Origin of the sequence: Bacillus sp. OV166, from assembly GCF_900177675.1 — a bacterium.
Taxonomy (GTDB): domain Bacteria; phylum Bacillota; class Bacilli; order Bacillales; family Cytobacillaceae; genus Neobacillus.
In genome coordinates this window covers 681,693-706,673 of sequence record NZ_FXWM01000001.1, presented here as the reverse complement: position 1 = coordinate 706,673, position 24,981 = coordinate 681,693, and the positions used below count along the sequence as shown (strand labels likewise).

General features: G+C 42.1%; 17 protein-coding genes, 10 tRNA genes, 3 rRNA genes, 1 pseudogene and 1 riboswitch. Of the genes and pseudogenes, 14 read left to right on the top strand and 17 right to left on the bottom strand.

Features of this window, described 5'->3' with window-relative positions:
• Positions 1 to 252 precede the first annotated feature (252 nt).
• The 6 genes from CCK98_RS03365 (at position 253) to CCK98_RS03340 (ending at position 6,399) form a co-directional block, all read left to right on the top strand.
• Positions 253 to 1,005, top strand: coding sequence for a cyclopropane-fatty-acyl-phospholipid synthase family protein (locus CCK98_RS03365; protein ID WP_088085276.1), 753 nt, complete (start codon positions 253 to 255; stop codon positions 1,003 to 1,005).
• A 327-nt stretch (positions 1,006 to 1,332) separates the two neighbouring features.
• Complete coding sequence (locus tag CCK98_RS03360) at positions 1,333 to 1,752, top strand: MarR family winged helix-turn-helix transcriptional regulator (RefSeq protein ID WP_088090280.1); 420 nt, start codon at positions 1,333 to 1,335, stop codon at positions 1,750 to 1,752.
• A gap of 13 nt (positions 1,753 to 1,765) precedes the next feature.
• Positions 1,766 to 2,980, top strand: coding sequence for an MFS transporter (locus CCK98_RS03355; RefSeq protein WP_088085275.1), 1,215 nt, complete (start codon positions 1,766 to 1,768; stop codon positions 2,978 to 2,980).
• A gap of 92 nt (positions 2,981 to 3,072) precedes the next feature.
• The gene (locus CCK98_RS03350) at positions 3,073 to 3,267 is read left to right on the top strand and encodes a hypothetical protein (protein ID WP_088085274.1); all 195 of its coding nucleotides are present in this window, start codon (positions 3,073 to 3,075) and stop codon (positions 3,265 to 3,267) included.
• Positions 3,268 to 3,366: 99 nt separating this feature from the next.
• Positions 3,367 to 3,547, top strand: a riboswitch (Lysine riboswitch).
• A 130-nt stretch (positions 3,548 to 3,677) separates the two neighbouring features.
• Positions 3,678 to 4,565 carry a 4-hydroxy-tetrahydrodipicolinate synthase gene (dapA, locus tag CCK98_RS03345; protein ID WP_088085273.1) on the top strand — a complete coding sequence of 296 codons (888 nt, stop codon included), beginning with the start codon at positions 3,678 to 3,680 and terminating at the stop codon, positions 4,563 to 4,565.
• 226 nt (positions 4,566 to 4,791) lie between these two features.
• Positions 4,792 to 6,399, top strand: coding sequence for a ribonuclease J (locus CCK98_RS03340; protein ID WP_373408520.1), 1,608 nt, complete (start codon positions 4,792 to 4,794; stop codon positions 6,397 to 6,399).
• Positions 6,400 to 6,460: 61 nt separating this feature from the next.
• Here CCK98_RS03340 and CCK98_RS03335 read toward each other — a convergent pair whose 3' ends face one another.
• Both CCK98_RS03335 and CCK98_RS03330 read right to left on the bottom strand, forming a co-directional pair.
• Positions 6,461 to 6,976, bottom strand: a complete 516-nt coding sequence (locus CCK98_RS03335; protein WP_088085271.1) for a response regulator transcription factor — start codon at positions 6,974 to 6,976, stop codon at positions 6,461 to 6,463.
• 82 nt (positions 6,977 to 7,058) lie between these two features.
• On the bottom strand, positions 7,059 to 8,090 hold the full coding sequence (locus CCK98_RS03330) for a fatty acid desaturase (protein WP_088085270.1): 1,032 nt from the start codon (positions 8,088 to 8,090) through the stop codon (positions 7,059 to 7,061).
• Positions 8,091 to 8,339: 249 nt separating this feature from the next.
• Between CCK98_RS03330 and CCK98_RS03325 the strand changes: the two genes are divergently transcribed.
• From CCK98_RS03325 to sleB, 6 genes and pseudogenes are all read left to right on the top strand, one after another.
• Positions 8,340 to 9,233 (top strand): LysR family transcriptional regulator, encoded by an 894-nt coding sequence (locus tag CCK98_RS03325; RefSeq protein WP_088085269.1) that lies wholly within the window; start codon positions 8,340 to 8,342, stop codon positions 9,231 to 9,233.
• A gap of 249 nt (positions 9,234 to 9,482) precedes the next feature.
• On the top strand, positions 9,483 to 10,001 hold the full coding sequence (locus CCK98_RS03320; protein ID WP_088085268.1) for an acyl-CoA thioesterase: 519 nt from the start codon (positions 9,483 to 9,485) through the stop codon (positions 9,999 to 10,001).
• A 15-nt stretch (positions 10,002 to 10,016) separates the two neighbouring features.
• Complete coding sequence (locus CCK98_RS03315; protein WP_256942243.1) at positions 10,017 to 10,391, top strand: hypothetical protein; 375 nt, start codon at positions 10,017 to 10,019, stop codon at positions 10,389 to 10,391.
• A 283-nt stretch (positions 10,392 to 10,674) separates the two neighbouring features.
• Positions 10,675 to 12,120, top strand: a complete 1,446-nt coding sequence (locus CCK98_RS03310) for a DEAD/DEAH box helicase (protein ID WP_088085267.1) — start codon at positions 10,675 to 10,677, stop codon at positions 12,118 to 12,120.
• 676 nt (positions 12,121 to 12,796) lie between these two features.
• Positions 12,797 to 13,093: pseudogene (locus CCK98_RS36935) on the top strand (substrate-binding domain-containing protein); the annotation flags it as partial.
• 290 nt (positions 13,094 to 13,383) lie between these two features.
• The gene (gene sleB, locus CCK98_RS03300; protein ID WP_088085265.1) at positions 13,384 to 14,106 is read left to right on the top strand and encodes a spore cortex-lytic enzyme; all 723 of its coding nucleotides are present in this window, start codon (positions 13,384 to 13,386) and stop codon (positions 14,104 to 14,106) included.
• Between the two features lie 76 nt (positions 14,107 to 14,182).
• On the opposite strand, the gene CCK98_RS03295 is transcribed toward sleB, so the two are convergent.
• From CCK98_RS03295 to CCK98_RS03235, 13 genes are all read right to left on the bottom strand, one after another.
• Positions 14,183 to 14,256 (bottom strand) — tRNA-Ile (locus CCK98_RS03295).
• 14 nt (positions 14,257 to 14,270) lie between these two features.
• Positions 14,271 to 14,344: transfer RNA gene (locus tag CCK98_RS03290), tRNA-Gly, on the bottom strand.
• 20 nt (positions 14,345 to 14,364) lie between these two features.
• Positions 14,365 to 14,439: transfer RNA gene (locus CCK98_RS03285), tRNA-Gln, on the bottom strand.
• Positions 14,440 to 14,453: 14 nt separating this feature from the next.
• A tRNA-His gene (locus CCK98_RS03280) sits at positions 14,454 to 14,529 on the bottom strand.
• 42 nt (positions 14,530 to 14,571) lie between these two features.
• Positions 14,572 to 14,648 (bottom strand) — tRNA-Asp (locus CCK98_RS03275).
• 3 nt (positions 14,649 to 14,651) lie between these two features.
• A tRNA-Met gene (locus CCK98_RS03270) sits at positions 14,652 to 14,725 on the bottom strand.
• Positions 14,726 to 14,886: 161 nt separating this feature from the next.
• Positions 14,887 to 14,979 (bottom strand) — tRNA-Ser (locus CCK98_RS03265).
• A 23-nt stretch (positions 14,980 to 15,002) separates the two neighbouring features.
• Positions 15,003 to 15,079: transfer RNA gene (locus CCK98_RS03260), tRNA-Met, on the bottom strand.
• 18 nt (positions 15,080 to 15,097) lie between these two features.
• A tRNA-Val gene (locus CCK98_RS03255) sits at positions 15,098 to 15,173 on the bottom strand.
• Between the two features lie 50 nt (positions 15,174 to 15,223).
• A tRNA-Glu gene (locus CCK98_RS03250) sits at positions 15,224 to 15,298 on the bottom strand.
• Between the two features lie 43 nt (positions 15,299 to 15,341).
• A 5S ribosomal RNA gene (gene rrf / locus CCK98_RS03245) occupies positions 15,342 to 15,458 on the bottom strand.
• A 57-nt stretch (positions 15,459 to 15,515) separates the two neighbouring features.
• Positions 15,516 to 18,450: ribosomal RNA gene (locus CCK98_RS03240) — 23S ribosomal RNA — on the bottom strand.
• Between the two features lie 157 nt (positions 18,451 to 18,607).
• Positions 18,608 to 20,157, bottom strand: a 16S ribosomal RNA gene (locus CCK98_RS03235).
• The 16S, 23S and 5S rRNA genes sit together here with 10 tRNA genes alongside, the layout of an rRNA operon.
• Positions 20,158 to 20,723: 566 nt before the next feature.
• On the opposite strand from CCK98_RS03235, the gene CCK98_RS03230 reads away from it, so the two are divergent.
• Together CCK98_RS03230 and CCK98_RS03225 are read left to right on the top strand one after the other, a co-directional pair.
• Positions 20,724 to 21,689 (top strand): LacI family DNA-binding transcriptional regulator, encoded by a 966-nt coding sequence (locus CCK98_RS03230; RefSeq protein WP_088085264.1) that lies wholly within the window; start codon positions 20,724 to 20,726, stop codon positions 21,687 to 21,689.
• A 199-nt stretch (positions 21,690 to 21,888) separates the two neighbouring features.
• Positions 21,889 to 22,698, top strand: a complete 810-nt coding sequence (locus CCK98_RS03225; protein ID WP_088085263.1) for a Cof-type HAD-IIB family hydrolase — start codon at positions 21,889 to 21,891, stop codon at positions 22,696 to 22,698.
• 88 nt (positions 22,699 to 22,786) lie between these two features.
• Here CCK98_RS03225 and CCK98_RS03220 read toward each other — a convergent pair whose 3' ends face one another.
• Together CCK98_RS03220 and CCK98_RS03215 are read right to left on the bottom strand one after the other, a co-directional pair.
• Entirely contained in the window at positions 22,787 to 24,193 is a 1,407-nt protein-coding gene (locus tag CCK98_RS03220) for a cell wall metabolism sensor histidine kinase WalK (RefSeq protein WP_256942242.1), read from the bottom strand.
• Positions 24,183 to 24,857, bottom strand: a complete 675-nt coding sequence (locus CCK98_RS03215; RefSeq protein WP_088085262.1) for a response regulator transcription factor — start codon at positions 24,855 to 24,857, stop codon at positions 24,183 to 24,185. The genes CCK98_RS03220 and CCK98_RS03215 overlap by 11 nt, the downstream gene beginning before the upstream one ends.
• Positions 24,858 to 24,981: the final 124 nt, after the last annotated feature.

Here is a 24,981-nt window from a genome sequence, read left to right as displayed (position 1 = left end):
CCGCACTCAAGGGCACAATTACTCCCTAATTGTTACCGCTGACCTTATTTTTCCGCACTCAAGGGCACAATTACTTCCCAATCGAGTGCTTGGTTTATTATAGTTGAAAATAAACTTCAAGGGGTTCGATGTCTTCAATAACAAAAAGATTACATTAATATGTTGACATTCAAGGGATAAAGATAATAAATGAAATAGGAAAGCGTTAGGTAGAATCCACATCCACTTGTCGTAGAAAAGGAGACATTATCCATGAATAGAAACAAATTTTCAGCTATTGCCCATCGTAATCATGCATTTAGTAATCCAATCAGCGAGGCAAAAATTATGAAGATGCTCGGAATTGTATCGCCTAAAGCATCAGATAAGGTGATTGATATTGGGGCTGGTAAATGCGAATTGTTAATTCGGTTGGTGGAAAACTACCAGGTTACCTCCACTGCAATAGAATTGTATGACGGGTCCATTGAGGAAGCGAAGCGGAATGCAAGCACTAGAATTCCTGAAGGCAGTATTGAGTTTATCGTGGAAGATGCCAGCACGGCGGTTGAGAGATGTGATCCAGACGGGTATGATTTTGGGATTTGTATCGGATCTACCCATGCCTTGGGCGGACTGGAACCTACACTAAAAACACTAAAACGTCTTGTAAAGAAAAATGGCCACATTTTAATAGGTGAAGGCTATTGGAAGCAGACTCCCAGTCCTGAATATTTAGAGGCGCTTGGCGGTGCAGACGAGTCGGAATGTAAAAGCCATGCGGATACCGTTAAGGCTGGTGAAGAATTAGGTTTAATCCCACTTTGGTCTTATGTTGCTAATGCAGATGACTGGGATGATTACGAATGGCTTTATTCGATGTCAGTCGAGAATTATTGTCTTGAAAATCCAGATGACCCCGATTGTGAAGCGATGCTGCAGCGAATTCGCACATGGCGCCGGACCTATTTGACATGGGGCAGAGATACCTTAGGATTTGGTCTGTATTTGTATCGAAATAACTAATAGGAAAAAATAGAGCAATACCAAGGCTTCATCCACATTTAATCAAACGTTTGATTAGTTTTTTTTCATAAAAAATTACCCACCTCATAAAAACCTTATACACCAAGGACTCAGGCCCTTTTAATCAATCGTTTGATTATATTATCCAGAAAAAGTCTTTACCCCAAAAATCCATATACACCAAGGCCTCATCCCGTCCCAATCAAACGTTTGATTAGTATCACCCCACCTCTAACATTAGACATTTTATTATCATTTCTGTTATACTATAATAGTTACCCAAGGTAATTATTACTCTAACTAACCATTTAACAAGGGGTGTTTCAAATAAATACTTCTCAAAAATTTTTCCACCAATTACTGATGTTGTACCGTCCGTTCGAGAATAAACTTAATATTCATCTCGCCGAGCATCATCTCCATAGAGCGCAATGGTCGATTTTTTACTACTTATTCAATAATGGCTCAGCAACGCTAGTGGAACTCTCTCATTATTTATATGTAGAGAAGCCCACTGTCACCCGGACCATGAACCGCTTGGAAGAATTGGGCTATGTCGAGCAGGTTCCGAGCAATGATAAACGTGAAAAGAGAACACAGCTGACAGAGCTTGGGAGAAAAGTATATACGGAAGTCCGTGTGACGATTGATCAGTATGAAACGGACATTTTAAAAGGCATCTCAGAGCATGAACAGCTCGAGGCCATCCGCATTATGGGGGAAATTCGTAAAAATATTATTAAATAAGGGGTTTTAATAAGTGACTCAACCTAGAGCTAAACTGTGGACAAAGGATTTCACCATTGTTTCCACGGTCAATTTTTTCGTAACTTTAGTCTTTTATTTATTAATCGTAATCATCGGTGTTTATGCAGTCGATGAATTTGGTGCTTCTACAAGTCAAGCAGGGCTTGTAACAGGAATATTTATTGTCGGGTCTTTAATTGGCCGGTTGGTGATTGGCCGGTTTATTGAGTCAATTGGCCGAAAGAAAACGTTATTCATTGGTATCATTTTATTTATTTTGACGCTTCTTTTGTATTTTGTGAACTTCGGGATTACCTTCCTGCTTATTACCCGCTTACTCCACGGGATTGCAGGGGGAATGGTGGGGACTGCTACAGGTACGATTGTGGCCCAGATTATCCCGGCTGCTCGAAAAGCGGAAGGGATCGGCTACTTCAGCATGAGTGCGACACTCGCTACTGCTATCGGGCCATTCATCGGACTCTATATGACCCAACATACAGATTTCCAAATGATTTTTATATTCTCCCTTGCTTTAGGGGTAATTAGTTTAATCACAGCATTCTTTGTTGATGTGCCTCCATTAGTTGTATCTGTAAAAATAGCTGAAGTAAAAGGATTTAAGCTTTCCAACTATATTGAGCCAAAGGCACTGCCCATCGCTGTCATTACACTGGTAGTAGCTTTTTGTTATTCCAGCGTTCTATCTTTTATTAACTTCTATGCTATCGAAATTGACTTAGTTAGTACGGCGAGTTTCTTCTTCCTAGTCTATTCTATCGCAGTATTGATATCACGCCCGATCACAGGCCGCTTAATGGACCTGAAGGGTGCAAACTTTATTATGTATCCGGGCTTTGTCCTCTTAGCAGTCGGCTTGTTTCTGTTAAGTTCAGCTAGTATCAGCATCACTTTATTGCTAGCAGGTGTTCTAATTGGCCTTGGTTTCGGTAACATGCAGTCAAGCACCCAAGCAGTGGCCGTTAAAGTAACGCCTCCCCATCGGATGGGTTTGGCGACATCGACTTTCTTTATCTTTCTTGATGCAGGACTTGGATTCGGTCCATATATCCTTGGATTTATTATTCCATTAACCGGCTTTAGCAACCTGTATGTCATCTTAGGTATTGTCGCTCTGGCAACCTCAATTCTTTACTATTTTTTACACGGCAAGAAAGAACGTTCAGGAAGGACGATTATGACTGGACCAACCCCCGACCCTAATTGACTTCAGGTAACCGGCCAATCGAAGGCACGCATAAAACCGGTTTATAGCAAATATGATAAACATAAGAATCCTAATTAAAGGGGTCGGTAGACATGATAATTTTTAATAAAATTGCATTATCATTTGTTGTCTTTTTTTCCTTCAGTATTATCATAAATACTTATTTGGGAGAAAAGGAACGGGTCCAATCTAATGTTATTTATTTTGTTATGAACGGGTTTGCTTATATTGTATCTGCCTTAGAAGTTGAAAAGGATAAACTGAGTTTAGAAACGGCAGAAATATAGTGTGAATTTTAAAATAAAGTTCCAATTGCCCTTGAACCAAAGGGAATATTCTGATATATTTACTATCAATTATATATTTTCTTACTTCACGTTTTTTGAAGTGAGGATAGAGGCGCAAAGACCATGAGTACACAATAGGAGGATAATGAGGTCCAATGATGATTGTGAAAAGGGGAATTTGCCGAAGCTTCAATGAATCTCATTGGTCTTGAAGCTGGTTCTGCTATTGAAAAAATACAGAACTGTCATATAGGAAACTATATGGAGGGCTATCTTACGCACGGGAACTTATTTTTTTTATGTTTCTACTGCAACAGCGAACCCTCGTTGTTGCTTTTTTGCGTTAAATTATGAATGGCCTTACCCACCTCTAAATTTTAAAAAAAATTTTAATTAAAGGGTGAGAAATGATGAATTTTGGCCAAGTTTTAACCGCTATGGTTACACCATTTGATCAAAATGGTGAAATAGATTTTAACGCGACTAGAACACTTGTTGATTATTTAATTGAAAATGGTACCGATGGAATCGTAGTTGCTGGTACAACCGGAGAATCTCCTACATTAACAACGGAAGAAAAAGTCGCTTTATTTAAATTTGTTGTCGACGCTGTCAATGGAAGAGTTCCGGTTATCGCTGGAACTGGCTCCAATAACACGAGAGCTTCCATCAGCTTAACAAAGCTGGCTGAAGAAACAGGAGTCGATGGGATTATGCTTGTTGCTCCTTATTACAACAAACCATCCCAAGAGGGCATGTATCAGCACTTCAAAGCGATTGCTGAATCTACACCATTACCGATTATGCTTTATAATATCCCCGGCCGAAGTGTGGTCAACCTGTCGGTAGAGACCATTGTTCGACTTTCACAGATTCCAAATATTGTCGCCTTAAAAGAAGCAAGCGGTAACTTAGATGCTATGGCTGAAATTATTAGCCAAGCACCAAGTGATTTTACCCTTTATAGTGGTGATGATGGCTTAGCATTGCCGGTTTTAGCCATTGGTGGAGCTGGAGTGGTTTCCGTTGCTTCCCATGTCATTGGTAATGAAATACAAGAAATGATTAATCATTTTAAAAATGGGAATGTCCAAGATGCAGCTAGTGCCCATCGCCGTCTTCTCCCGATTATGAAAGCATTATTTGCGGCACCAAACCCAGCACCGGTAAAAGCCGCATTGAATATGAATGGAGTGAACGTTGGAGGTCTTCGCCTGCCATTGCTCCCATTAACCACCGAAGAGCAAAGAGCACTACAAGGTGTTCTACCAGCGAGCAATGTTAAAGTATTAATATAATTAATCCACCGATAAAAACAAGCTGCCACAAACCTCAATAAAACAGGGTTTGTGGCAGTTTTTTTTGATGGTCGACAAAAGTTTTACCTCTCTCCTTCCGATAAAGTAAATCCAAAGGGGCATACTATTCTTATTTACTTGGGTTAAGGAGGATTTTACTTTGCGAACGAATGATAGTACATTATCCATTTTCTCTTTAGGCGGCATAAATGAAATCGGTAAAAATATGTATGTGGTTCAATACGCTGAAGATATCTTTATAGTTGACTGCGGCGGTAAATTTCCAGATGAAAGTTTGTTAGGCATTGATTTGATTATCCCCGATATTACTTACTTGGAAGAAAATCAGGAGAAGATCCGTGCTCTAATTGTGACCCATGGGCACGAAGATCATATTGGCGGTATTCCTTATATCTTAAGAAAATTGAATATCCCTATCTACGCTACCCATTTTACACTTGGGCTAATTGAATTAAAAATTGACGAGCATCGACTTCACGGAAACACGAAGCTCATGACGATTGATTCTAATTCAAAACTTGAGTTTGGAGAAACCACTGTATCCTTTTTCAGGGTAAGCCATAGTATTCCTGATTGTCTCGGTATTGTCTTTCATACACCTGAAGGTAATGTCGTTCATACCGGTGACTTCAAATTTGACTTAACACCTGTGAATAATCAACATTCAGATATTCATAAAATGGCCGATATTGGTCAGCAAGGTGTGTTAGTTTTATTATCTGAAAGTACCAATGCTGAGCGTAAGGGACTAACACCGTCTGAGCAAATGATTGGTGACAATTTGGATGAGGCCTTTATGAAAGCTGACGGGAAAATCTTTATCTCCACTTTTGCATCGAATGTGAATCGTGTTCAACAAGTGGTTGCCGCGGCGATAAAGGCCAATAGAAAGATCGCGCTCCTTGGCCGGAGTATGGTAAATGTGGTCTCAGTTGCGATTGAGCGTGGTTATTTAACCATTCCTGATGGGATGATCATTGAACCACGCGAAGTTGATCGACTTTCTCCTGAAAAGGTGGTCATCCTTTGTACGGGTAGTCAAGGGGAGCAAATGGCTGCCCTTGCTCGTCTCGCTAGCGGAAATTTCCGCGATGTATCCGTTTATCCTGGAGACACGGTTATTTTAGCAGCATCTCCAATACCGGGAAATGAAAAGGACGTTTCTCGGATCATTGACAATTTATTTCAACTGGGCGCCAAAGTTATCTATGGATCCGGAAGTTCAACGGGTATGCATGTGTCCGGTCATGGCTATCAGGAAGATTTAAAACTGATGCTTACCTTAATGAAGCCGACCTATTTCATTCCGATTCACGGTGAATATCGAATGCTGCATCACCACCGGTTGTTAGCCGAGTCCGTTGGAGTTGAGAAGGGAAATACCTTCATTATCAAAAATGGTGATGTCGTCGATGTTGAAAACCAGGTGGCCCGTCAGACTCGGTCGATTCCAGCAGGAGATACCTATGTGGACGGGATGGGCGTTGGCGATGTCGGGGACATTGTGCTACGAGACCGTAAACAGCTTTCTGAGGATGGCATGCTCGTAATTGTAATAACCATTAATAAAGGTGACCGAAGGATTATATCCGGACCTGACACCATTACACGTGGTTTCGTGTACGCAAGAAATTCGGATGAACTCCTAAAAGAGATTAACCGCCTTGCTAAGAAAACCATAAATGACCTGCAAAGTGAGAATATCCGGCAATGGAATGTAATCAAACAAAACATAAAAAAATCAGTCGGACAATATGTATTCACCCAAACAAAGAGAAAGCCAATGATCCTCCCTATTATTATTGAAATTTAAAACAAAAAAATGGTGTCAGGCACCATGTGAAGATTTCACATGGTGCCTGACACCTTATTTTTTAACCTGTTGGTAATTTTATTCTATCTAGGATGGTTGTCAGGTAATTTCTGACTGTGCTAATTTTTGTCTTTCTCTCGGCTAGCGGTTGGAACTCTTCGATGTTCTGTTCGTTTTGGTTTGAGTCTTCATCGATTAGTTCGGGGCAGTATATTCGCTGTCCATTGATGATGCTGCGAATCGATCCTGCTAATTCCTCACTCGGGCTATCCTTCAATAAATACCCGCTTACATCCGCTTGTAAGGCCCTTCCATAATACCCACTCCTGGCAAAGGTTGTTAGGATTATAACCTTACAACCAAATGCCTTTAAAGACTCAGCTGCCTCAAGACCGCTCATTTCAGGCATCTCAATATCCATGATACAAACATCCGGCTGCAACCGGTGCACTAGTGCAAGGGCCTCTTCCCCATTGCTCGCCTGCCCGACTACTTCCATATCCTCTTCCAAATTGAGGAGAGAACCAATTGCCCCTAGCAGCATTTCCTGATCCTCAGCAATCACAATTCGAATCATATAAGTTCCCTCCTTATCTGTCAGCTTTTATGTAAGTAACAACTCCCCTTAAATTAAGGGGAGCAAGCCTTTATTGATCTAGTTAGATTTCAGGTTTAACTTGTACGGAAAACCTCTTTTTAGCTAAAGCTTTGACTTCTCTAAAGCTCACAAAATTCTTTCTTTCCTCATCCCACAAACGGAAACGTAGTGACTTTAAGCTTGTAGCAAGAGAAATGGTTGGTACGTTTTGTAACGGAGGCGTATTATTATGTGCTTCCTCCAATTTATAGTTAGGCACCCGTGGGCTTAAATGATGAACATGGTGGAAACCAATATTCCCAGTGAGCCATTGCAAAACTTTTGGAAGCTTATAGAAAGAGCTACCCTCTACTGCCGCTTTTACATATTCCCACTCTTTGTCCTCTTCAAAATAAGAATCTTCAAAAGTGTGCTGTACGTAAAACAACCAAATACCAGCAGCTCCGGAAATCATAAAAATTGAACCTTGTACTAGTAGAAACGCCTGCCATCCGATTGCCCAACAAAGCAAGGCAATCAAAGCAACGATTAGAACATTCGTTAAATAAGTGTTGTTACGTTCCTTCTGTTTTGCACCTTTCCGGTTAAATCGATTTTTAAGAAGGAACACATATATCGGACCTAATCCAAGCATTACCAGTGGATTACGATAAAAACGATAGGCTAGACGAAGTCTAAGTGGTGCAGCTAAATATTCATCTACTGTAAGGGTCCAAATATCACCTGTTCCGCGTTTATCCAAGTTTCCACTTGTCGCATGATGGACAGAATGCTCATGTCCCCATTGATCAAATGGGAAGACCGTTAACACACCCATGGCAGTCCCGACGATTCGATTAGCACGACGGCTTTTAAAGAATGAATGATGGGTACAATCATGAAATATGATGAAAATCCTCGTTAAAAATCCTGCGGCTATCACAATGGGAACTAATGCTAACCAATAGGAAACGGATAGGCTTAAATAGGCTAGGTACCACAAGCCAATAAATGGCACGACAGTATTTATTATCTGCCATACACTTTCTTTTGAAGTTGATTGTTCAAAGGGAGCAACTTGTTTTTTTAGAGTTTTCGTATTTTGTGTGGTCATTTTATTGAATTCCCTTCCTTCGTTTCATTAATAACCAAAGTATAACTGAAGGAATTTGTCCTTGTTAGTAGCAGGTGTCATGTACAGGGTATGACAAATGTCACATTTCATGTTATTTTTTTAAAATGCAATTTGCGTTACTGATTTTTGTCTGCTATAAAAGATGGTGGCTTTGTGATAATATAATCTATTTCAAGAAACTTTATAGATATATCCATCCTAAAAATCAATTACAAGCAGGTGTACATATTGGATATCAAACATTTACAATATTTTATTGAAGTGTCGAATTTCAACAGTTTTTCCCGAGCAGCTGATCATTTATTTATTACCCAACCAACCATTAGTAAAATGATTAAAAACCTTGAGTCGGAGTTGGGCGTTGCTCTTTTTGATCGTTCCCGTAAGCAATTAGCCTTGACCGATGCAGGTCTAATCATATTGGAACAAGCAAAGTTAATTGACAAAGCATTTAAAAATTTAGAAACGGAATTGGACAACCTTACAGGATTAAAAAAGGGGCATATTCGTATTGGATTGCCTCCCATATTTAATGCGCACGATTTCCTCAAAATTGTTGGCAGCTTCCACGAAAAGTACCCTGGGATTACTTTTCAATTAGTAGAAGATGGTTCAAAGAAAATAGAAGAAGATGTGGGCAAAAATCTTCTGGATGTTGGAATCATTGTTCTTCCGACTAAGAACGAACTCTTCAACCATTTCTCTTTTATGGAAGAAGACCTAAAGCTCATCCTTCACCCATCACACCCACTAGCAGAAAGAGAGGAAGTCCAGTTAGCTGAATTGGCTAACGAATCCTTTATTTTGTTTAATAAGGACTTTGTCTTAAACGATCGAATTATTCATTCTTGTAACAATGTGGGCTTTAATCCACACATTATATCTGAAAGTTCACAGCAGTCTTTTATTGAAGAAATGGTTTCGTTCAAACTTGGAATTTCCCTTTTGCCGGAGAGTATTTGCAATAATCTAAATAAAAATATAAAGTCAGTTAAAGTAGTAAACCCGTCCATCAGTTGGAACCTAGCCATTATTTGGAGCAAAGATCAATACTTCTCCTTTGCTGCAAAAGAATGGCTGAAGTTCACTAAAGAACAGCTTACAAAGGGATTTCAAGATTAATTTTATATGCCCTATACTAGTCAGACGGTTCATAATAATGGAACCGTCTTTTATTATCTAAAAATTCACTATTTATATAATGCATAATTGAAAGCATTTACATAGATAAAAGCTATGCTATAGATAAAATATAACCATTTTACTAACTCAACAATGCGGCGTACACTTGTTTCAGGCAAGAAAACACCTTTTAACAACGTGGATATAGTATTAAATAGCTAGAATCCAATCATGAAAGGAAGCAACTTAATGAAAGCAAAAAAAGCGAAAGAAAGCCGCATTATTAATACAGCTCAAGTATTATCATGTGATTTAAATAATTACAATACATTGTTTGGCGGCGTTTTGATGAAAAAACTGGATGATGCCGCAACGTTATCAGCCCGCAGGCATTCTCGAGTTAAAGAATGCGTAACTGCATCTACTGACCATATCGACTTCTTATGCCCTATCCATCAAACTGATTCAGTCTGTGTCGAATCGTTTGTAACATATACAGGTAGAACTTCTATGGAAGTTTTTTGTAAAGTTATTGCTGAAGATATGATGAATGGCGAGCGCCGCATTGCAGCTACGGCATTTTTGACTTTTGTAGCTTTAGATGAAAATAAGCGGCCTGTTGAAGTTCCAAGTATTATCCCTGAAACCGAGGAAGAAGAATTCCTCTACACAACAGGCAAAGAAAGAGCAGAAATTCGTAAATTAAAAAGACAAAAAAGTAAAGAATTAGCTGAGTTTATTTCACTAGAAAAACCTTGGGACAATTAAGAGGAGGAAGAATTTATGATGATAACATTATCTAGCATTGATGAATTAAAAGCTGCCAACGAAGCCCTTGAGAAATTTCAAAAAGACTATCCAAATCTTTTTAAAAAACTGTTGGATATTGTGAATCTTACCCGAGCATTCCAATTTAAATATCAATACATGGGATGTTTAATTATGGATGAGGATCCTGGTCAAAATACCCCTAATTTTGTGTACGGATCTGTTCTGCGTTTGTATAAAAAGGAATTACAAAAATTAAAAGATGACCAAAATTCCCAAGTATTGAAACAAACTTTTTCTGAAATCAAAAATATCGGTTACGCAAAAATCAGCCTTTTAGTATCCGGTATGACACCAGAATCATTAGTAGGAGCTTCTAGTATTAAGTAGATTAGTCGATAGCCTTTCAACTGCCATTAATAACCTAATATTAGAAGTTACTATATATTGTCACTAACGTCTCCCCCATTACGCCACTTTTACAGAAGAAGCAGAAATCATTTTCATGGTTCCTGCTTCTTCTTTTTGCATTAATGGTGCGAACAGTGCTAGTCACTGTTCGTTTTTTACATTATATCAAGTATAATGGAGCATATTCAGATTATGCATACGATATTTCTTTGCGAGAAATCCTATAGATAAGCCGGATAATACAAAAAAACGAGGTTAATACATGAGCGAAAAAAGTTTTACGGATTATAATTTAAGTGAAGAAATCACCAGAGCACTTTCCATTTTAAAATACGACACTCCTACCGAGGTTCAAACGGAAGTCATTCCATTAGCTTTGAATAATCAGGACCTAGTCGTGAAGTCGCAAACAGGCAGCGGCAAGACCGCCTCCTTTGCGATACCTATTTGTGACATGATGGAATGGGAAGAAAGAAAGCCACAGGCCTTAATTCTTACCCCAACTAGAGAGCTTGCAGTACAAGTTCGTGAAGATGTAACCAACATCGGCCGGTTTAAGCGAATTAAAGCGATGGCCGTTTATGGAAAAGAACCCTTTTCGAAGCAAAAAGAAGAATTGCAGCAAAAAACGCATGTCGTGGTTGGTACACCAGGACGTGTCATGGATCATATCGACAGAGAAACTCTCGTTCTAGACGAAATAAAGTATCTTATTATTGATGAAGCGGATGAGATGCTGAATATGGGTTTTATCGACGAAGTGGAAGCCATCATAAAAGAACTTCCTTCAGACAGAGTCACGATGGTATTCTCGGCTACCTTACCAAAGGATGTTGAAAACCTATGCCATAAATATATGAACAATCCTGTGAATGTCGAGATTGCCTCTACTGGAGTCACGACAGATACGATTGAGCATCTGTTAATTGAAGGAAAAGAAGAAGACAAGCTATCGCTTCTCAAAGATGTGACGATCGTTGAAAATCCAGACAGCTGTCTTATTTTTTGCCGAACAAAAGAACATGTCGATACCGTGTATTCGGAATTGGAAAGCTCCAATTATTCTTGTGAACGACTCCATGGTGGATTGGAACAGCAAGATCGATTTGCGGTTATGGATGGCTTCAAAATGGGGAATTTTCGCTACCTCATCGCAACGGATGTTGCCGCACGAGGAATTGATATAGATAATGTAACCCTGGTCATCAATTATGACGTCCCTATGGAAAAAGAAAGCTATGTGCACCGAACAGGAAGAACCGGCCGTGCGGGTAATGAAGGAAAAGCGATTACGTTCGCCACACCGTATGAAGGAAAATTTGTCCGAGCAATTGAAAGATATATTGGCTTTGAGATTCCTAAAATGGAGGCTCCAAAACCGGCTGAAGTGGCTAGAGCAAAAGAAGCCTTCGAGGAAAAAATCAGCGGCAGACGTGTTGTGAGAAATAATAAAACGGCCCGGATTAACCAAGGCATCACGAAACTCCATTTCAACGGTGGAAAAAGGAAGAAGATGCGCGCGGTTGACTTTGTTGGAACGATCGCAAAAATCCCAGGAGTCACAGCCGATGATATTGGCATTATCACCATCCAGGATCAAATGACCTATGTCGATATTCTTAATGGCAAGGGTTCACTCGTATTACAGGCGATGGAGAATGCAACGATTAAAGGAAAAAAGCTAAAGGTTAGCAAGGCGCTTAAATAATGATGATTAAAACACAGGACGATTATAGTTATCATAATCGTCCTGTGTTTTATATTTGACCAATTGTACCCCTTTTTTTAGTAGGCATTGTTATGTTTTCATTTACCGCGACGGAACTTTTTTTCTCTTATCGGTAAATGAGGCACTCGTTCATTTAATAGACCCCTGGAAAGGCCTTGTGTCTCCAGACTTCAAGTCAATTCAATCAAACGTTTGATTAGTTTTTTATCGAATCAGCCATTCAGGAGATTATACACAGAATTTCTTCAAATGCGGAGGAAGAAAATAGACATCGAGAAACAGTAAAGATGAACTTGAAAAATGCATCACTAAAATAAAGGAAAAAATGATAAAAGGAATAATTATGTTAACTTCTCCAGCAAATGAAGACTTTTTCAAACAATTAGATGTTTTTAACATTCCAATTGTAGTGATCGGAAAAGTAGACGGGGAATATACCAATATTTTGTGGATACGAATAACTACCAAGATAGTTATAATTTAACTAAATTTTTAATTGAGCAAGGACATAGAGATAATGCTTGTCTTCACTCACCACTTGATTACCATATTTCAATCGATCGATTAGAAGGATATAAAGACTGTATAAAGGAATATTGACTACCATTAAGAGAAGAATGGATCATTTAATAGTGGCTACACAGTAAATACTGCATACGAATCAGCTACGAGCCTGCTTCTTTCTCCTAACCGACCCTCTGCTGTTTTTGCGACAGACGATTTAAAGGTATTGAGTCTTTATAAATCGTCGTCAGATCATGGTATTTCTATTCCAAACGACATATCCATTGTTGGATACAGTAATTCTAACATTTCAGCATTTCTGTCACCATCGTTAACAAGGATAGAAATCCCAGTAAAAAAATTAGGTGATGCTGGTACTAAACTTCTTTTTGATAAAATTAAAGAAAACAAAGCCATAAATAGTCCAATAATAGTGCACTCGAAATGATCATTCAGAACTCCGCAGCAAATGTTATCGAGTCTAATAAATAGTGAAATGGGATACCGTTATCAGACGGTATCCTTTTTTTACAGGTCACAATTAGTTACTTTCCTATTTTGTAAACCACAATTTCATCTCTAAATACTACCAGTAACACATACAGGTAAAGGTACACATCGAAAACCCTGTCCATTATAAACATAAAAAAATTATAGGGTCTATTGAAGTGAGTAAATATTAAAGAGTAGATATTGGAAGAATATATGGTAAAGGAATAAAAAGTTAGGAGGTTAGGTATGCAGAGAAGATCTTTCTTCAAATCACCCTTGATTGTAATGTTTCTATTTGTTGTGCTTATAACCACTAGCGAACAAAGTAAAGACGTACAAGCATTCACAAGCCAAGTGTTGCAAAGAGGTTCCACTGGCGATGACGTGATTGAGTTGCAGTCACGGCTCAAATATAACGGTTTTTATACGAGTCAGGTAGACGGTGTATTTGGCTGGAATACATACTGGGCCGTACGCAATTTTCAAGATCAATTCGGTCTGCCTGTTGATGGTGTTGTCGGGGCAAAAACAAAAGCAGCTATTGTTAAAGCGACTAAGTATGAGCCAGGATCATCAGGTAATAATAACAATTCCGCTAATGTACCTAACGGTTATTCTCAAAATGATATTCAATTGATGTCAAACGCTGTATACGGGGAATCACGCGGAGAGGAATACATGGGGCAAGTCGCTGTTGCAGCTGTTATTTTAAACCGAGTCAGCCACACATCGTTCCCAGATACGGTTGCAGGTGTCATCTATCAACCGGGGGCCTTTACTGCGGTTGCGGATGGACAGATTAATTTAACTCCAAATGCAACTGCGAAAAAAGCGGTCCTAGATGCCATTAACGGCTGGGATCCTAGCGGTGAAGCCATTTACTATTTTAATCCTGATACCGCGACAAGTAGTTGGATCTGGAGCCGGCCACAGATCAAAAGAATTGGTAAACATATCTTTTGTAAATAGTTGTTTTATCTATAACAAAAAAAGACTTGAAAGCTATTTAAAGCTTTCAAGTCTTTTTTTATGGATGTATTTGTGATGGGCCTAAATGGACTCGAACCATCGACCTCACGCTTATCAGGCGTGCGCTCTAACCAGCTGAGCTATAGGCCCAAAATGAATTGAATTGGAGCGGGTGAAGAGAATCGAACTCTCATCATCAGCTTGGAAGGCTGAGGTTTTACCACTAAACTACACCCGCGTTGAAAAAAATAAACAAAATGGCTGGGCTAGCTGGATTTGAACCAACGCATGTCGCAGTCAAAGTGCGATGCCTTACCGCTTGGCTATAGCCCAATATTAAAAATAAATGGGGCGACTGATGGGAATCGAACCCACGAATGCCTGAACCACAATCAGGTGCGTTAACCACTTCGCCACAATCGCCAAAATCTATAAATTAATAGCAGGTACTCTACTAGAAAAAAATGGCGGTCCGGACGGGACTCGAACCCGCGACCTCCTGCGTGACAGGCAGGCATTCTAACCAACTGAACTACCGGACCATATTGCGGGGACAGGATTTGAACCTGCGACCTTCGGGTTATGAGCCCGACGAGCTACCGGACTGCTCCACCCCGCGACAATAGAAATAATATAGTTTTGTCCATGCTCAATGTTCCATGGACTGTATCAATCTCAGTAAGCATATACAAGCAGCAGCTCGATTGATACAACTCGCAGATTATTCATGAAGCAATGCTCGTTGCTCCACCCCGCGACAATAGAAATAAAGTAATACTATGGAGGAGGAAGAGGGATTCGAACCCCCGCGCGGTATGACCCGCCTGTCGGTTTTCAAGACCGATCCCTTCAGCCAAACTTGGGTATTCCTCCAGATAAAAATTAGCAAAAACATTTGGTAGCGGCGAAGGGAGTCGAACCCCCGACCTTTCGGGTATGAACCGAACGCTCTAGCCAGCTGAGCTACACCGCCAAAAAACAAATATTATAATGGTGGAGGATGACGGGCTCGAACCGCCGACCCTCTGCTTGTAAGGCAGATGCTCTCCCAGCTGAGCTAATCCTCCACTATATTGAAAGTATTGAAAGTTATTTTACGCAAACTCGTAAAAAACTTTGGTGACCCCTACGGGACTCGAACCCGTGTTACCTCCGTGAAAGGGAGGTGTCTTAACCGCTTGACCAAGGGGCCATCTATTAATATTAAGCAAAAATAATAGCCCCAATTGGGGCTAGCCCGGCAACGTCCTACTCTCACAGGGACGCGTGTCCCAACTACCATCGGCGCTGAGAAGCTTAACTTCCGTGTTCGGTATGGGAACGGGTGTGACCTTCTCGCCATTGCTGCCAGACTATATGAGGGTTTCATTCCCTCAAAACTAGATAACTGACAATCATCATATAAAATTTTGGTTAAGTCCTCGAACGATTAGTATCAGTCAGCTCCACATGTTACCACGCTTCCACCTCTGACCTATCAACCTGATCATCTTTCAGGGTTCTTACTAGCTTGCGCTATGGGAAATCTCATCTTGAGGGGGGCTTCATGCTTAGATGCTTTCAGCACTTATCCCGTCCGCACATAGCTACCCAGCGATGCCCTTGGCAGAACAACTGGTACACCAGCGGTGCGTCCATCCCGGTCCTCTCGTACTAAGGACAGCTCCTCTCAAATTTCCTGCGCCCACGACGGATAGGGACCGAACTGTCTCACGACGTTCTGAACCCAGCTCGCGTACCGCTTTAATGGGCGAACAGCCCAACCCTTGGGACCGACTACAGCCCCAGGATGCGATGAGCCGACATCGAGGTGCCAAACCTCCCCGTCGATGTGGACTCTTGGGGGAGATAAGCCTGTTATCCCCGGGGTAGCTTTTATCCGTTGAGCGATGGCCCTTCCATGCGGAACCACCGGATCACTAAGCCCGACTTTCGTCCCTGCTCGACTTGTAGGTCTCGCAGTCAAGCTCCCTTGTGCCTTTACACTCTGCGAATGATTTCCAACCATTCTGAGGGAACCTTTGGGCGCCTCCGTTACTCTTTAGGAGGCGACCGCCCCAGTCAAACTGCCCACCTGACACTGTCTCCCACCCCGATCAGGGGTGCGGGTTAGAATTTCAATACAGCCAGGGTAGTATCCCACCGACGCCTCCACCGAAGCTAGCGCTCCGGCTTCTCAGGCTCCTACCTATCCTGTACAAGCTGTACCAAAATTCAATATCAGGCTACAGTAAAGCTCCACGGGGTCTTTCCGTCCTGTCGCGGGTAACCTGCATCTTCACAGGTACTATAATTTCACCGAGTCTCTCGTTGAGACAGTGCCCAGATCGTTACGCCTTTCGTGCGGGTCGGAACTTACCCGACAAGGAATTTCGCTACCTTAGGACCGTTATAGTTACGGCCGCCGTTTACTGGGGCTTCGATTCAGAGCTTCGCTTGCGCTAACCCCTCCTCTTAACCTTCCAGCACCGGGCAGGCGTCAGCCCCTATACTTCGCCTTGCGGCTTCGCAGAGACCTGTGTTTTTGCTAAACAGTCGCCTGGGCCTATTCACTGCGGCTCTTCGAGGCTATTCACCTCAAAAAGCACCCCTTCTCCCGAAGTTACGGGGTCATTTTGCCGAGTTCCTTAACGAGAGTTCTCTCGCTCACCTTAGGATTCTCTCCTCGCCTACCTGTGTCGGTTTGCGGTACGGGCACCTTTTATCTCGCTAGAGGCTTTTCTTGGCAGTGTGGAATCAGGAACTTCGGTACTAAATTTCCCTCGCTATCACAGCTCAGCCTTCGCGAGAAGCGGATTTGCCTACTTCTCAGCCTAACTGCTTAGACGCGCATATCCAACAGCGCGCTTACCCTATCCTCCTGCGTCCCCCCATTGCTCAAACGATAAAGAGGTGGTACAGGAATATCAACCTGTTGTCCATCGCCTACGCCTTTCGGCCTCGGCTTAGGTCCCGACTAACCCTGAGCGGACGAGCCTTCCTCAGGAAACCTTAGGCATTCGGTGGATGAGATTCTCACTCATCTTTCGCTACTCATACCGGCATTCTCACTTCTAAGCGCTCCACCAGTCCTTACGGTCTAGCTTCAACGCCCTTAGAACGCTCTCCTACCACTGACATCTACGATGTCAATCCACAGCTTCGGTGATACGTTTAGCCCCGGTACATTTTCGGCGCAGAGTCATTCGACCAGTGAGCTATTACGCACTCTTTAAATGGTGGCTGCTTCTAAGCCAACATCCTGGTTGTCTAAACAACTCCACATCCTTTTCCACTTAACGTATACTTTGGGACCTTAGCTGGTGGTCTGGGCTGTTTCCCTTTTGACTACGGATCTTATCACTCGCAGTCTGACTCCCACGGATAAGTCTTTGGCATTCGGAGTTTGTCTGAATTCGGTAACCCGATGAGGGCCCCTAGTCCAAACAGTGCTCTACCTCCAAGACTCTTACTACGTGAGGCTAGCCCTAAAGCTATTTCGGAGAGAACCAGCTATCTCCAAGTTCGATTGGAATTTCTCCGCTACCCACACCTCATCCCCGCACTTTTCAACGTGCGTGGGTTCGGGCCTCCATCCAGTGTTACCTGGACTTCACCCTGGACATGGGTAGATCACCTGGTTTCGGGTCTACGACCACATACTCATACGCCCTATTCAGACTCGCTTTCGCTGCGGCTCCGTCTCTTCAACTTAACCTTGCATGGGATCGTAACTCGCCGGTTCATTCTACAAAAGGCACGCTATCACCCATTAACGGGCTCTAACTACTTGTAGGCACACGGTTTCAGGAACTATTTCACTCCCCTTCCGGGGTGCTTTTCACCTTTCCCTCACGGTACTGGTTCACTATCGGTCACTAGGGAGTATTTAGCCTTGGGAGATGGTCCTCCCTGCTTCCGACCGGATTTCTCGTGTCCGGCCGTACTCAGGATCCACTCAGGAGGGAACGAAGTTTCGACTACAGGGTTTTTACCTTCTATGACGGACCTTTCCAGATCGCTTCATCTACCCCGTTCCTTTGTAACTCCATGTTGAGTGTCCTACAACCCCAAGAGGCAAGCCTCTTGGTTTGGGCTATGTCCCGTTTCGCTCGCCGCTACTCAGGGAATCGCGTTTGCTTTCTCTTCCTCCGGGTACTTAGATGTTTCAGTTCCCCGGGTATGCCTTCCATACCCTATGTATTCAGGTAAAGATACTGTTCCATTACGAACAGTGGGTTCCCCCATTCGGAAATCTCCGGATCAAAGCTTACTTACAGCTCCCCGAAGCATATCGGTGTTAGTCCCGTCCTTCATCGGCTCCTAGTGCCAAGGCATTCACCGTGCGCCCTTTCTAACTTAACCGAAGTTAATTAGTAAAAGAACTTACTTGTTTATATGATGTCTTGTCAATTGCTATCTAGTTTTCAAGGAACAAGTTTCGAGAGATAATTCTCTCAAAACTAAACAAATACAGAAACGTCATTTTAATGAAGTATCTAGTACCTCATATTATCCTTAGAAAGGAGGTGATCCAGCCGCACCTTCCGATACGGCTACCTTGTTACGACTTCACCCCAATCATCTGTCCCACCTTAGGCGGCTGGCTCCTTACGGTTACCCCACCGACTTCGGGTGTTACAAACTCTCGTGGTGTGACGGGCGGTGTGTACAAGGCCCGGGAACGTATTCACCGCGGCATGCTGATCCGCGATTACTAGCGATTCCGGCTTCATGCAGGCGAGTTGCAGCCTGCAATCCGAACTGAGAATGGTTTTATGGGATTGGCTAAACCTCGCGGTCTTGCAGCCCTTTGTACCATCCATTGTAGCACGTGTGTAGCCCAGGTCATAAGGGGCATGATGATTTGACGTCATCCCCACCTTCCTCCGGTTTGTCACCGGCAGTCACCTTAGAGTGCCCAACTGAATGCTGGCAACTAAGATCAAGGGTTGCGCTCGTTGCGGGACTTAACCCAACATCTCACGACACGAGCTGACGACAACCATGCACCACCTGTCACTCTGTCCCCCGAAGGGGAACGTCCTATCTCTAGGAGTGTCAGAGGATGTCAAGACCTGGTAAGGTTCTTCGCGTTGCTTCGAATTAAACCACATGCTCCACCGCTTGTGCGGGCCCCCGTCAATTCCTTTGAGTTTCAGCCTTGCGGCCGTACTCCCCAGGCGGAGTGCTTAATGCGTTAGCTGCAGCACTAAGGGGCGGAAACCCCCTAACACTTAGCACTCATCGTTTACGGCGTGGACTACCAGGGTATCTAATCCTGTTTGCTCCCCACGCTTTCGCGCCTCAGCGTCAGTTACAGACCAGAAAGCCGCCTTCGCCACTGGTGTTCCTCCACATCTCTACGCATTTCACCGCTACACGTGGAATTCCGCTTTCCTCTTCTGCACTCAAGTCCCCCAGTTTCCAATGACCCTCCACGGTTGAGCCGTGGGCTTTCACATCAGACTTAAAGGACCGCCTGCGCGCGCTTTACGCCCAATAATTCCGGACAACGCTTGCCACCTACGTATTACCGCGGCTGCTGGCACGTAGTTAGCCGTGGCTTTCTGGTTAGGTACCGTCAAGGTACCGGCAGTTACTCCGGTACTTGTTCTTCCCTAACAACAGAGCTTTACGACCCGAAGGCCTTCATCGCTCACGCGGCGTTGCTCCATCAGACTTTCGTCCATTGTGGAAGATTCCCTACTGCTGCCTCCCGTAGGAGTCTGGGCCGTGTCTCAGTCCCAGTGTGGCCGATCACCCTCTCAGGTCGGCTACGCATCGTCGCCTTGGTGAGCCGTTACCTCACCAACTAGCTAATGCGCCGCGGGCCCATCTGTAAGTGCCAGCCGAAACCGACTTTCAGCTTTTCCTCATGAGAGGAAAAGGATTATCCGGTATTAGCACCGGTTTCCCGGTGTTATCCCAGTCTTACAGGCAGGTTGCCCACGTGTTACTCACCCGTCCGCCGCTAACCAACAGGAGCAAGCTCCTATTGATTCGCTCGACTTGCATGTATTAGGCACGCCGCCAGCGTTCGTCCTGAGCCAGGATCAAACTCTCCAAGAAAGTTGATTAGCTCATTTTGTTACGTTGGCTTAGCTTCACTTTCTGACGAAAGATTCACTAATAAAAAATTTGTTGACGTTTCTGCTTTGTTTAGTTTTCAAAGAACTATTTCGTGACAGAATAACATTGTATCATCTCGCTTCGATAAAGTCAAATATTATTTTGAAATAATTTTATTTGAATCAGCGAGGTTTTTATCATATCAATCTATATCATTTTTGTCAACTGGTGAAGGATTATTTTTTAAGAAGATCATATCCTCTTTCGCAATGCCCTCATCAGATTTACTATATTACTATCGTATCCTTCCAAAGTCAACTACTATTCTACTAAAAATCTAATTAATTATTTAGATCATGAAAATACCACCTCCCTGTTACTTAGTCGATTAGCATTTGGCTAATCAGGTGTCAGGTACCTTTCGTTATTATAGTGATTCCATCAATGCACTTGTTGTCGTCCACTGATACTACAAAACATCCTGGTTATATTATACAATTATGCAAAGATTAACTGAAAAACGCGGGATTGCAATGGTGTCAGGCACCGCTAAGGAAGGTACTTGTATGACAAACATTAAAGATGTGGCGAAGATGGCAGGCGTATCTGTAACAACTGTTTCTCGAGTGTTAAATAATCATCCTTATGTAAGTGAAGAAAAACGGGGTGCAGTTTTAGAAGCGATTAAACAGAGTAACTACCAACAAAATATTAATGCCGTCCATTTAAGTATGGGGAAAACCTTTCTTGTTGGTGTGGTTGTTCCTTTTATCGATCACCCTTATTTTGCACTATTAATTAAAGGGATAGCGAATGAAGCGTTACAAAACAACTACAAGTTGGTTTTATTTCAGACCAATTACGTGGAGACCAGGGAATTAGAAGCCCTTCAAATGCTCAAACAAAAGCAGATTGATGCGTTAATTATTTGTTCGAGAATATGTACTTGGTCAACAATCGAAGCGTATTTGCCTTTTGGGCCCATTGTTTTATGCGAAGATACTAGAGGGAAAAACGTATCCTCCATATTTGTGGATCACTATAAAAGTTTCCATTTCGCCTTAGATTACTTGCATCAAAAAGGTCATCATAAAATCGGTTATTGCATCGGACGGAAATCAGGAACAAATAGTAGAAACAGGGAATTAGCGTATATGCATTTTATCAAGAACTATCATTTGCCTTTTGACCCTTCCTATATTTTCGAGGATTGTCTTCACTTTGAGGATGGAGAAAAGGTAATAAATCGGATTAAACAAATGTCTAATCCTCCGACAGCATTGCTAGTGACGAGCGATGAGGTCGCGGCAGGGATTGTAACCTGTGCGCAAAATTTAGATGTTAGGATACCAGACGACCTCGCACTAATTGGTTTCAATAATCAGCCCATTGCTAAAATGATGAATATCACGACAATTGAAATCCCCCTTGAGGATATCGGCAGGAAATTATTTTTACAAGGAATCATCAAAAATGAAGAGATTGCACAAAATGAAATTCCTGTGAAATTAATTGAGCGAAAAACGGTGTAATCTCAAGTATCAATTGTCCTCTCCCTTCGAATTCTTACATTAAAGGAACTGCTAAAACAGAATTTTTTTTACAAACCACTTGACCTGAAACGCGTTTCATAAAATATTCTGTTTTTGCAGGAACTCACAACACGATGTCGGCGTGATCGGAATCCTCTGAGCGTAACGACCGTGTTGTGTTTTAACGGAGGGGTAGAAAATGACAAAGCCTATTGTTTTTTTTGATATTGATGGTATGCTGCTTGACGAGGATAAAGTGATTCCGGATTCTACAAAGAAGGCCGTTCGTTTACTTCAGGAAAAAGGAGTTCACACAGTTATCGCCACTGGTCGTGTACCGAAAATGTTTTATTGGATTCAAAAAGAATTAAATATCGACTCTTTTATTTCCATGAATGGACAATATGTCGTGTTTGAAGGGCAAGAAATATACGCGAATCCAATCAATGATGAGCTGCTTCAATCCATCACCACTATGACAGCAAGTAAAGGGCATGCCCTTGCTTACTGCAGCCACGATGATTATAGGGTCAGCGAAGGAAACCATCCACTAATTGAATCTAGTTTTGATTCATTGATGATGTCCTATCCTAAAGTTGATGAAGGATTTTATAAAAATAGGCCTATATATCAAGGACATCTTTACTGTAATAGCGGGGACGAGGATCTATATATCGACCGTTTCCCTGATTTCCACTTCGTCAAATGGCATGATCATGCTTATGATTTCCTTCCAAAAGGCGCCTCAAAAGCGGTCGGTATTCACAAACTGCAAGAGTACTTAGATATCAATAATGAGAATTGTTTTGCGTTTGGAGATGGTTTGAATGACTTGGAGATGTTAACAATGATTGGAACGGGGATTGCTATGTGTAATGGGGTTCCTGAAGCAAAGGCTGCAGCCGATTTAATCACGACGAATTCTTCTAATCACGGGATTCTCAATGGTCTTATCCAGGTGGGTCTTTTAGAAAAAGAGGCAGCCGATGAGTATGAAAACAAAGGATAGCAGCCGTTGAAATTGGTAGTTTTTTAGAAAGTTAGAAGTCATTCAAATATCTTATGAGGGACAGTGTCAAGCACTGTCCCCCATAAATCTATTCTTTATATACTAGTGGGATATGAATCATAAATGTACTTCCTTTGCCAAGTTCACTCGAAACTTTAATGGTTCCTTTATGTGTGTCAACGATCCACTTGGCGATGGAAAGCCCCAAACCATGCCCTCCCATTTGCCGGGAACGAGATTTATCGGACCTGTAAAAACGTTCGAAAATACGCTGATAATCCTCTGGCCTAATTCCGATTCCTGTGTCCTGAACAGAGATACAAAGCTGTTGTCCTACTATTGATAATGAGAGCTTAACTTCACCGCCCTGCGGGGTGTATTTTATCGCATTGTCTAAAAGTATATATAATAGCTGTGATAGTCTTTGCGGATCGCCGACTGTAATCAGCGAACCAAGTGTATTCAAGTGGAGCTTGATTTGCTTGGAAACTGCCAGCGGACGAACGGACTCAATTGCAGTTTCTGCCTGAGGACGGAAGTCAAAGGTCTCTAGACTAAGTTGGATTGTATTTGAGTCGGAACGGGCTAAGGTTAATAGATCGCTCACCAAATGTGTCATCCGCCTCACTTCTTGCCTCATATTCGAAAGTATTTTCTCTACCATGTCTCTCTGTTGAGGTTCGATTGTCATTTCCACCGCATCGATCGATGAGAGCAAGACACTTAATGGTGTTCGTAATTCATGTGAGGCATCTGCCACGAATTCGCGCTGCCTTGTAAATGCGCCGCTAATCGGAATCATCGCTCTTTTTGACATTACCACACTCATATAGATGGCAATACCCAAAAACAAGATGCCTATTGCTATCAGAATCAGCAATAGAGAACGGAATAGCTGATAAGTAAATGTAATGTCTTTTCCCACATACAACTGCCCAATAAATTGACCTTTGTCGTAAATGGCTCGACTTGTAATTATTAGCCGAATATCTTTAGGTGCCTCACGCGGATGAAAGCCCCCCTTCATTCCCCTTCCGTTTGAATTTCCTTCATCATGCAGTGTTTCCTTTCGAATTTCTCTTTCGCTTTGAAATCTTCCATTTATTAGCTGCAGTAAATCAGAGCGCAAGCGGGGATCCGATTCATTCCCCATGATGATTTCTCCCTTAGAATTAACCACATAATAAAAGAACTGATTGACTCCAGCAAACACCAACTCCTGGTCATCCATTCCTTGGAGATCATTCTGTTCATCTTTTAATAAATAACTCTCAATGAAGTTTGCTTCCTGATTCACTAATGATTGAAGTTCTCGTTCCTGATTGTTTAGGATAACAACGTGTAGGACGATATAAACGATCGCAATAAAAAAGACAAGAAAGAGCATGAGCAGTCCACTATACATGCGTGTTAATCGGCCTTGTGTGCTCTTAAAAATATCTTTTTCACCTAGGTTCGTGAATGTCTGTATGAATGAGCTGAATTTAGTTACCAAACTTATACCCTACCCCTCTGATGCTTTGAAGCAAATTTTGTTTTCCGAAAGATTGGAGTTTCTTTCGGATTAATTTGACTGTCGCATCTATGGTTTTAGGGGCTACCTCTGAATCAAAGCCCCAGATTCGCTCAAGAATTACCTCACGCGGCAGGACCTGTCCCTTATTTTTCACCATTAAATCTAATAACTGAAATTCACGAGGGCTCATTTGAATTTCCTCTCGATCCAAACGTACAATATGGCTCTTCCGATTCAGAACCAATCCATGAATTTGGATCTCGTCCTCCAAAATTGGTGCATAATTCCGTCGGGAAAGTGCACGCAGCCGAGCTAAAAGTTCGTCAATTTCGAAAGGTTTGACAAGGTAATCATCCGCACCAGAATCTAATCCCTCGATTCGGTCACCAACGGTATCTTTGGCGGTTAACATCAGAATCGCCCCCGAATAACCCTGTTTCCGCAATCGGCTGCAAATTTCTACACCTGTCCCATTTGGCATCATCCAGTCCATGATTACTACATCGTAGTGAGCAGAGGTGGCGTAATAGTAGGCATCTTCCCCGTCTACTACCCACTCAACCTGGTATCCGCCCTTCTTTTTTAGCATATAAACAATCAGCTCTCCGAGACGTATATCATCTTCTGCTAATAATATATTCATGGTATGAACCCCTTTTGAGATTGATTTTTAGATGAATCTATTCATCTCTAGTAACACAAATCTAGCATCGTAATCTTAAAGTTTGCTTAAGAAAAGATAATGATATAAAAAAAGAAGCACCATA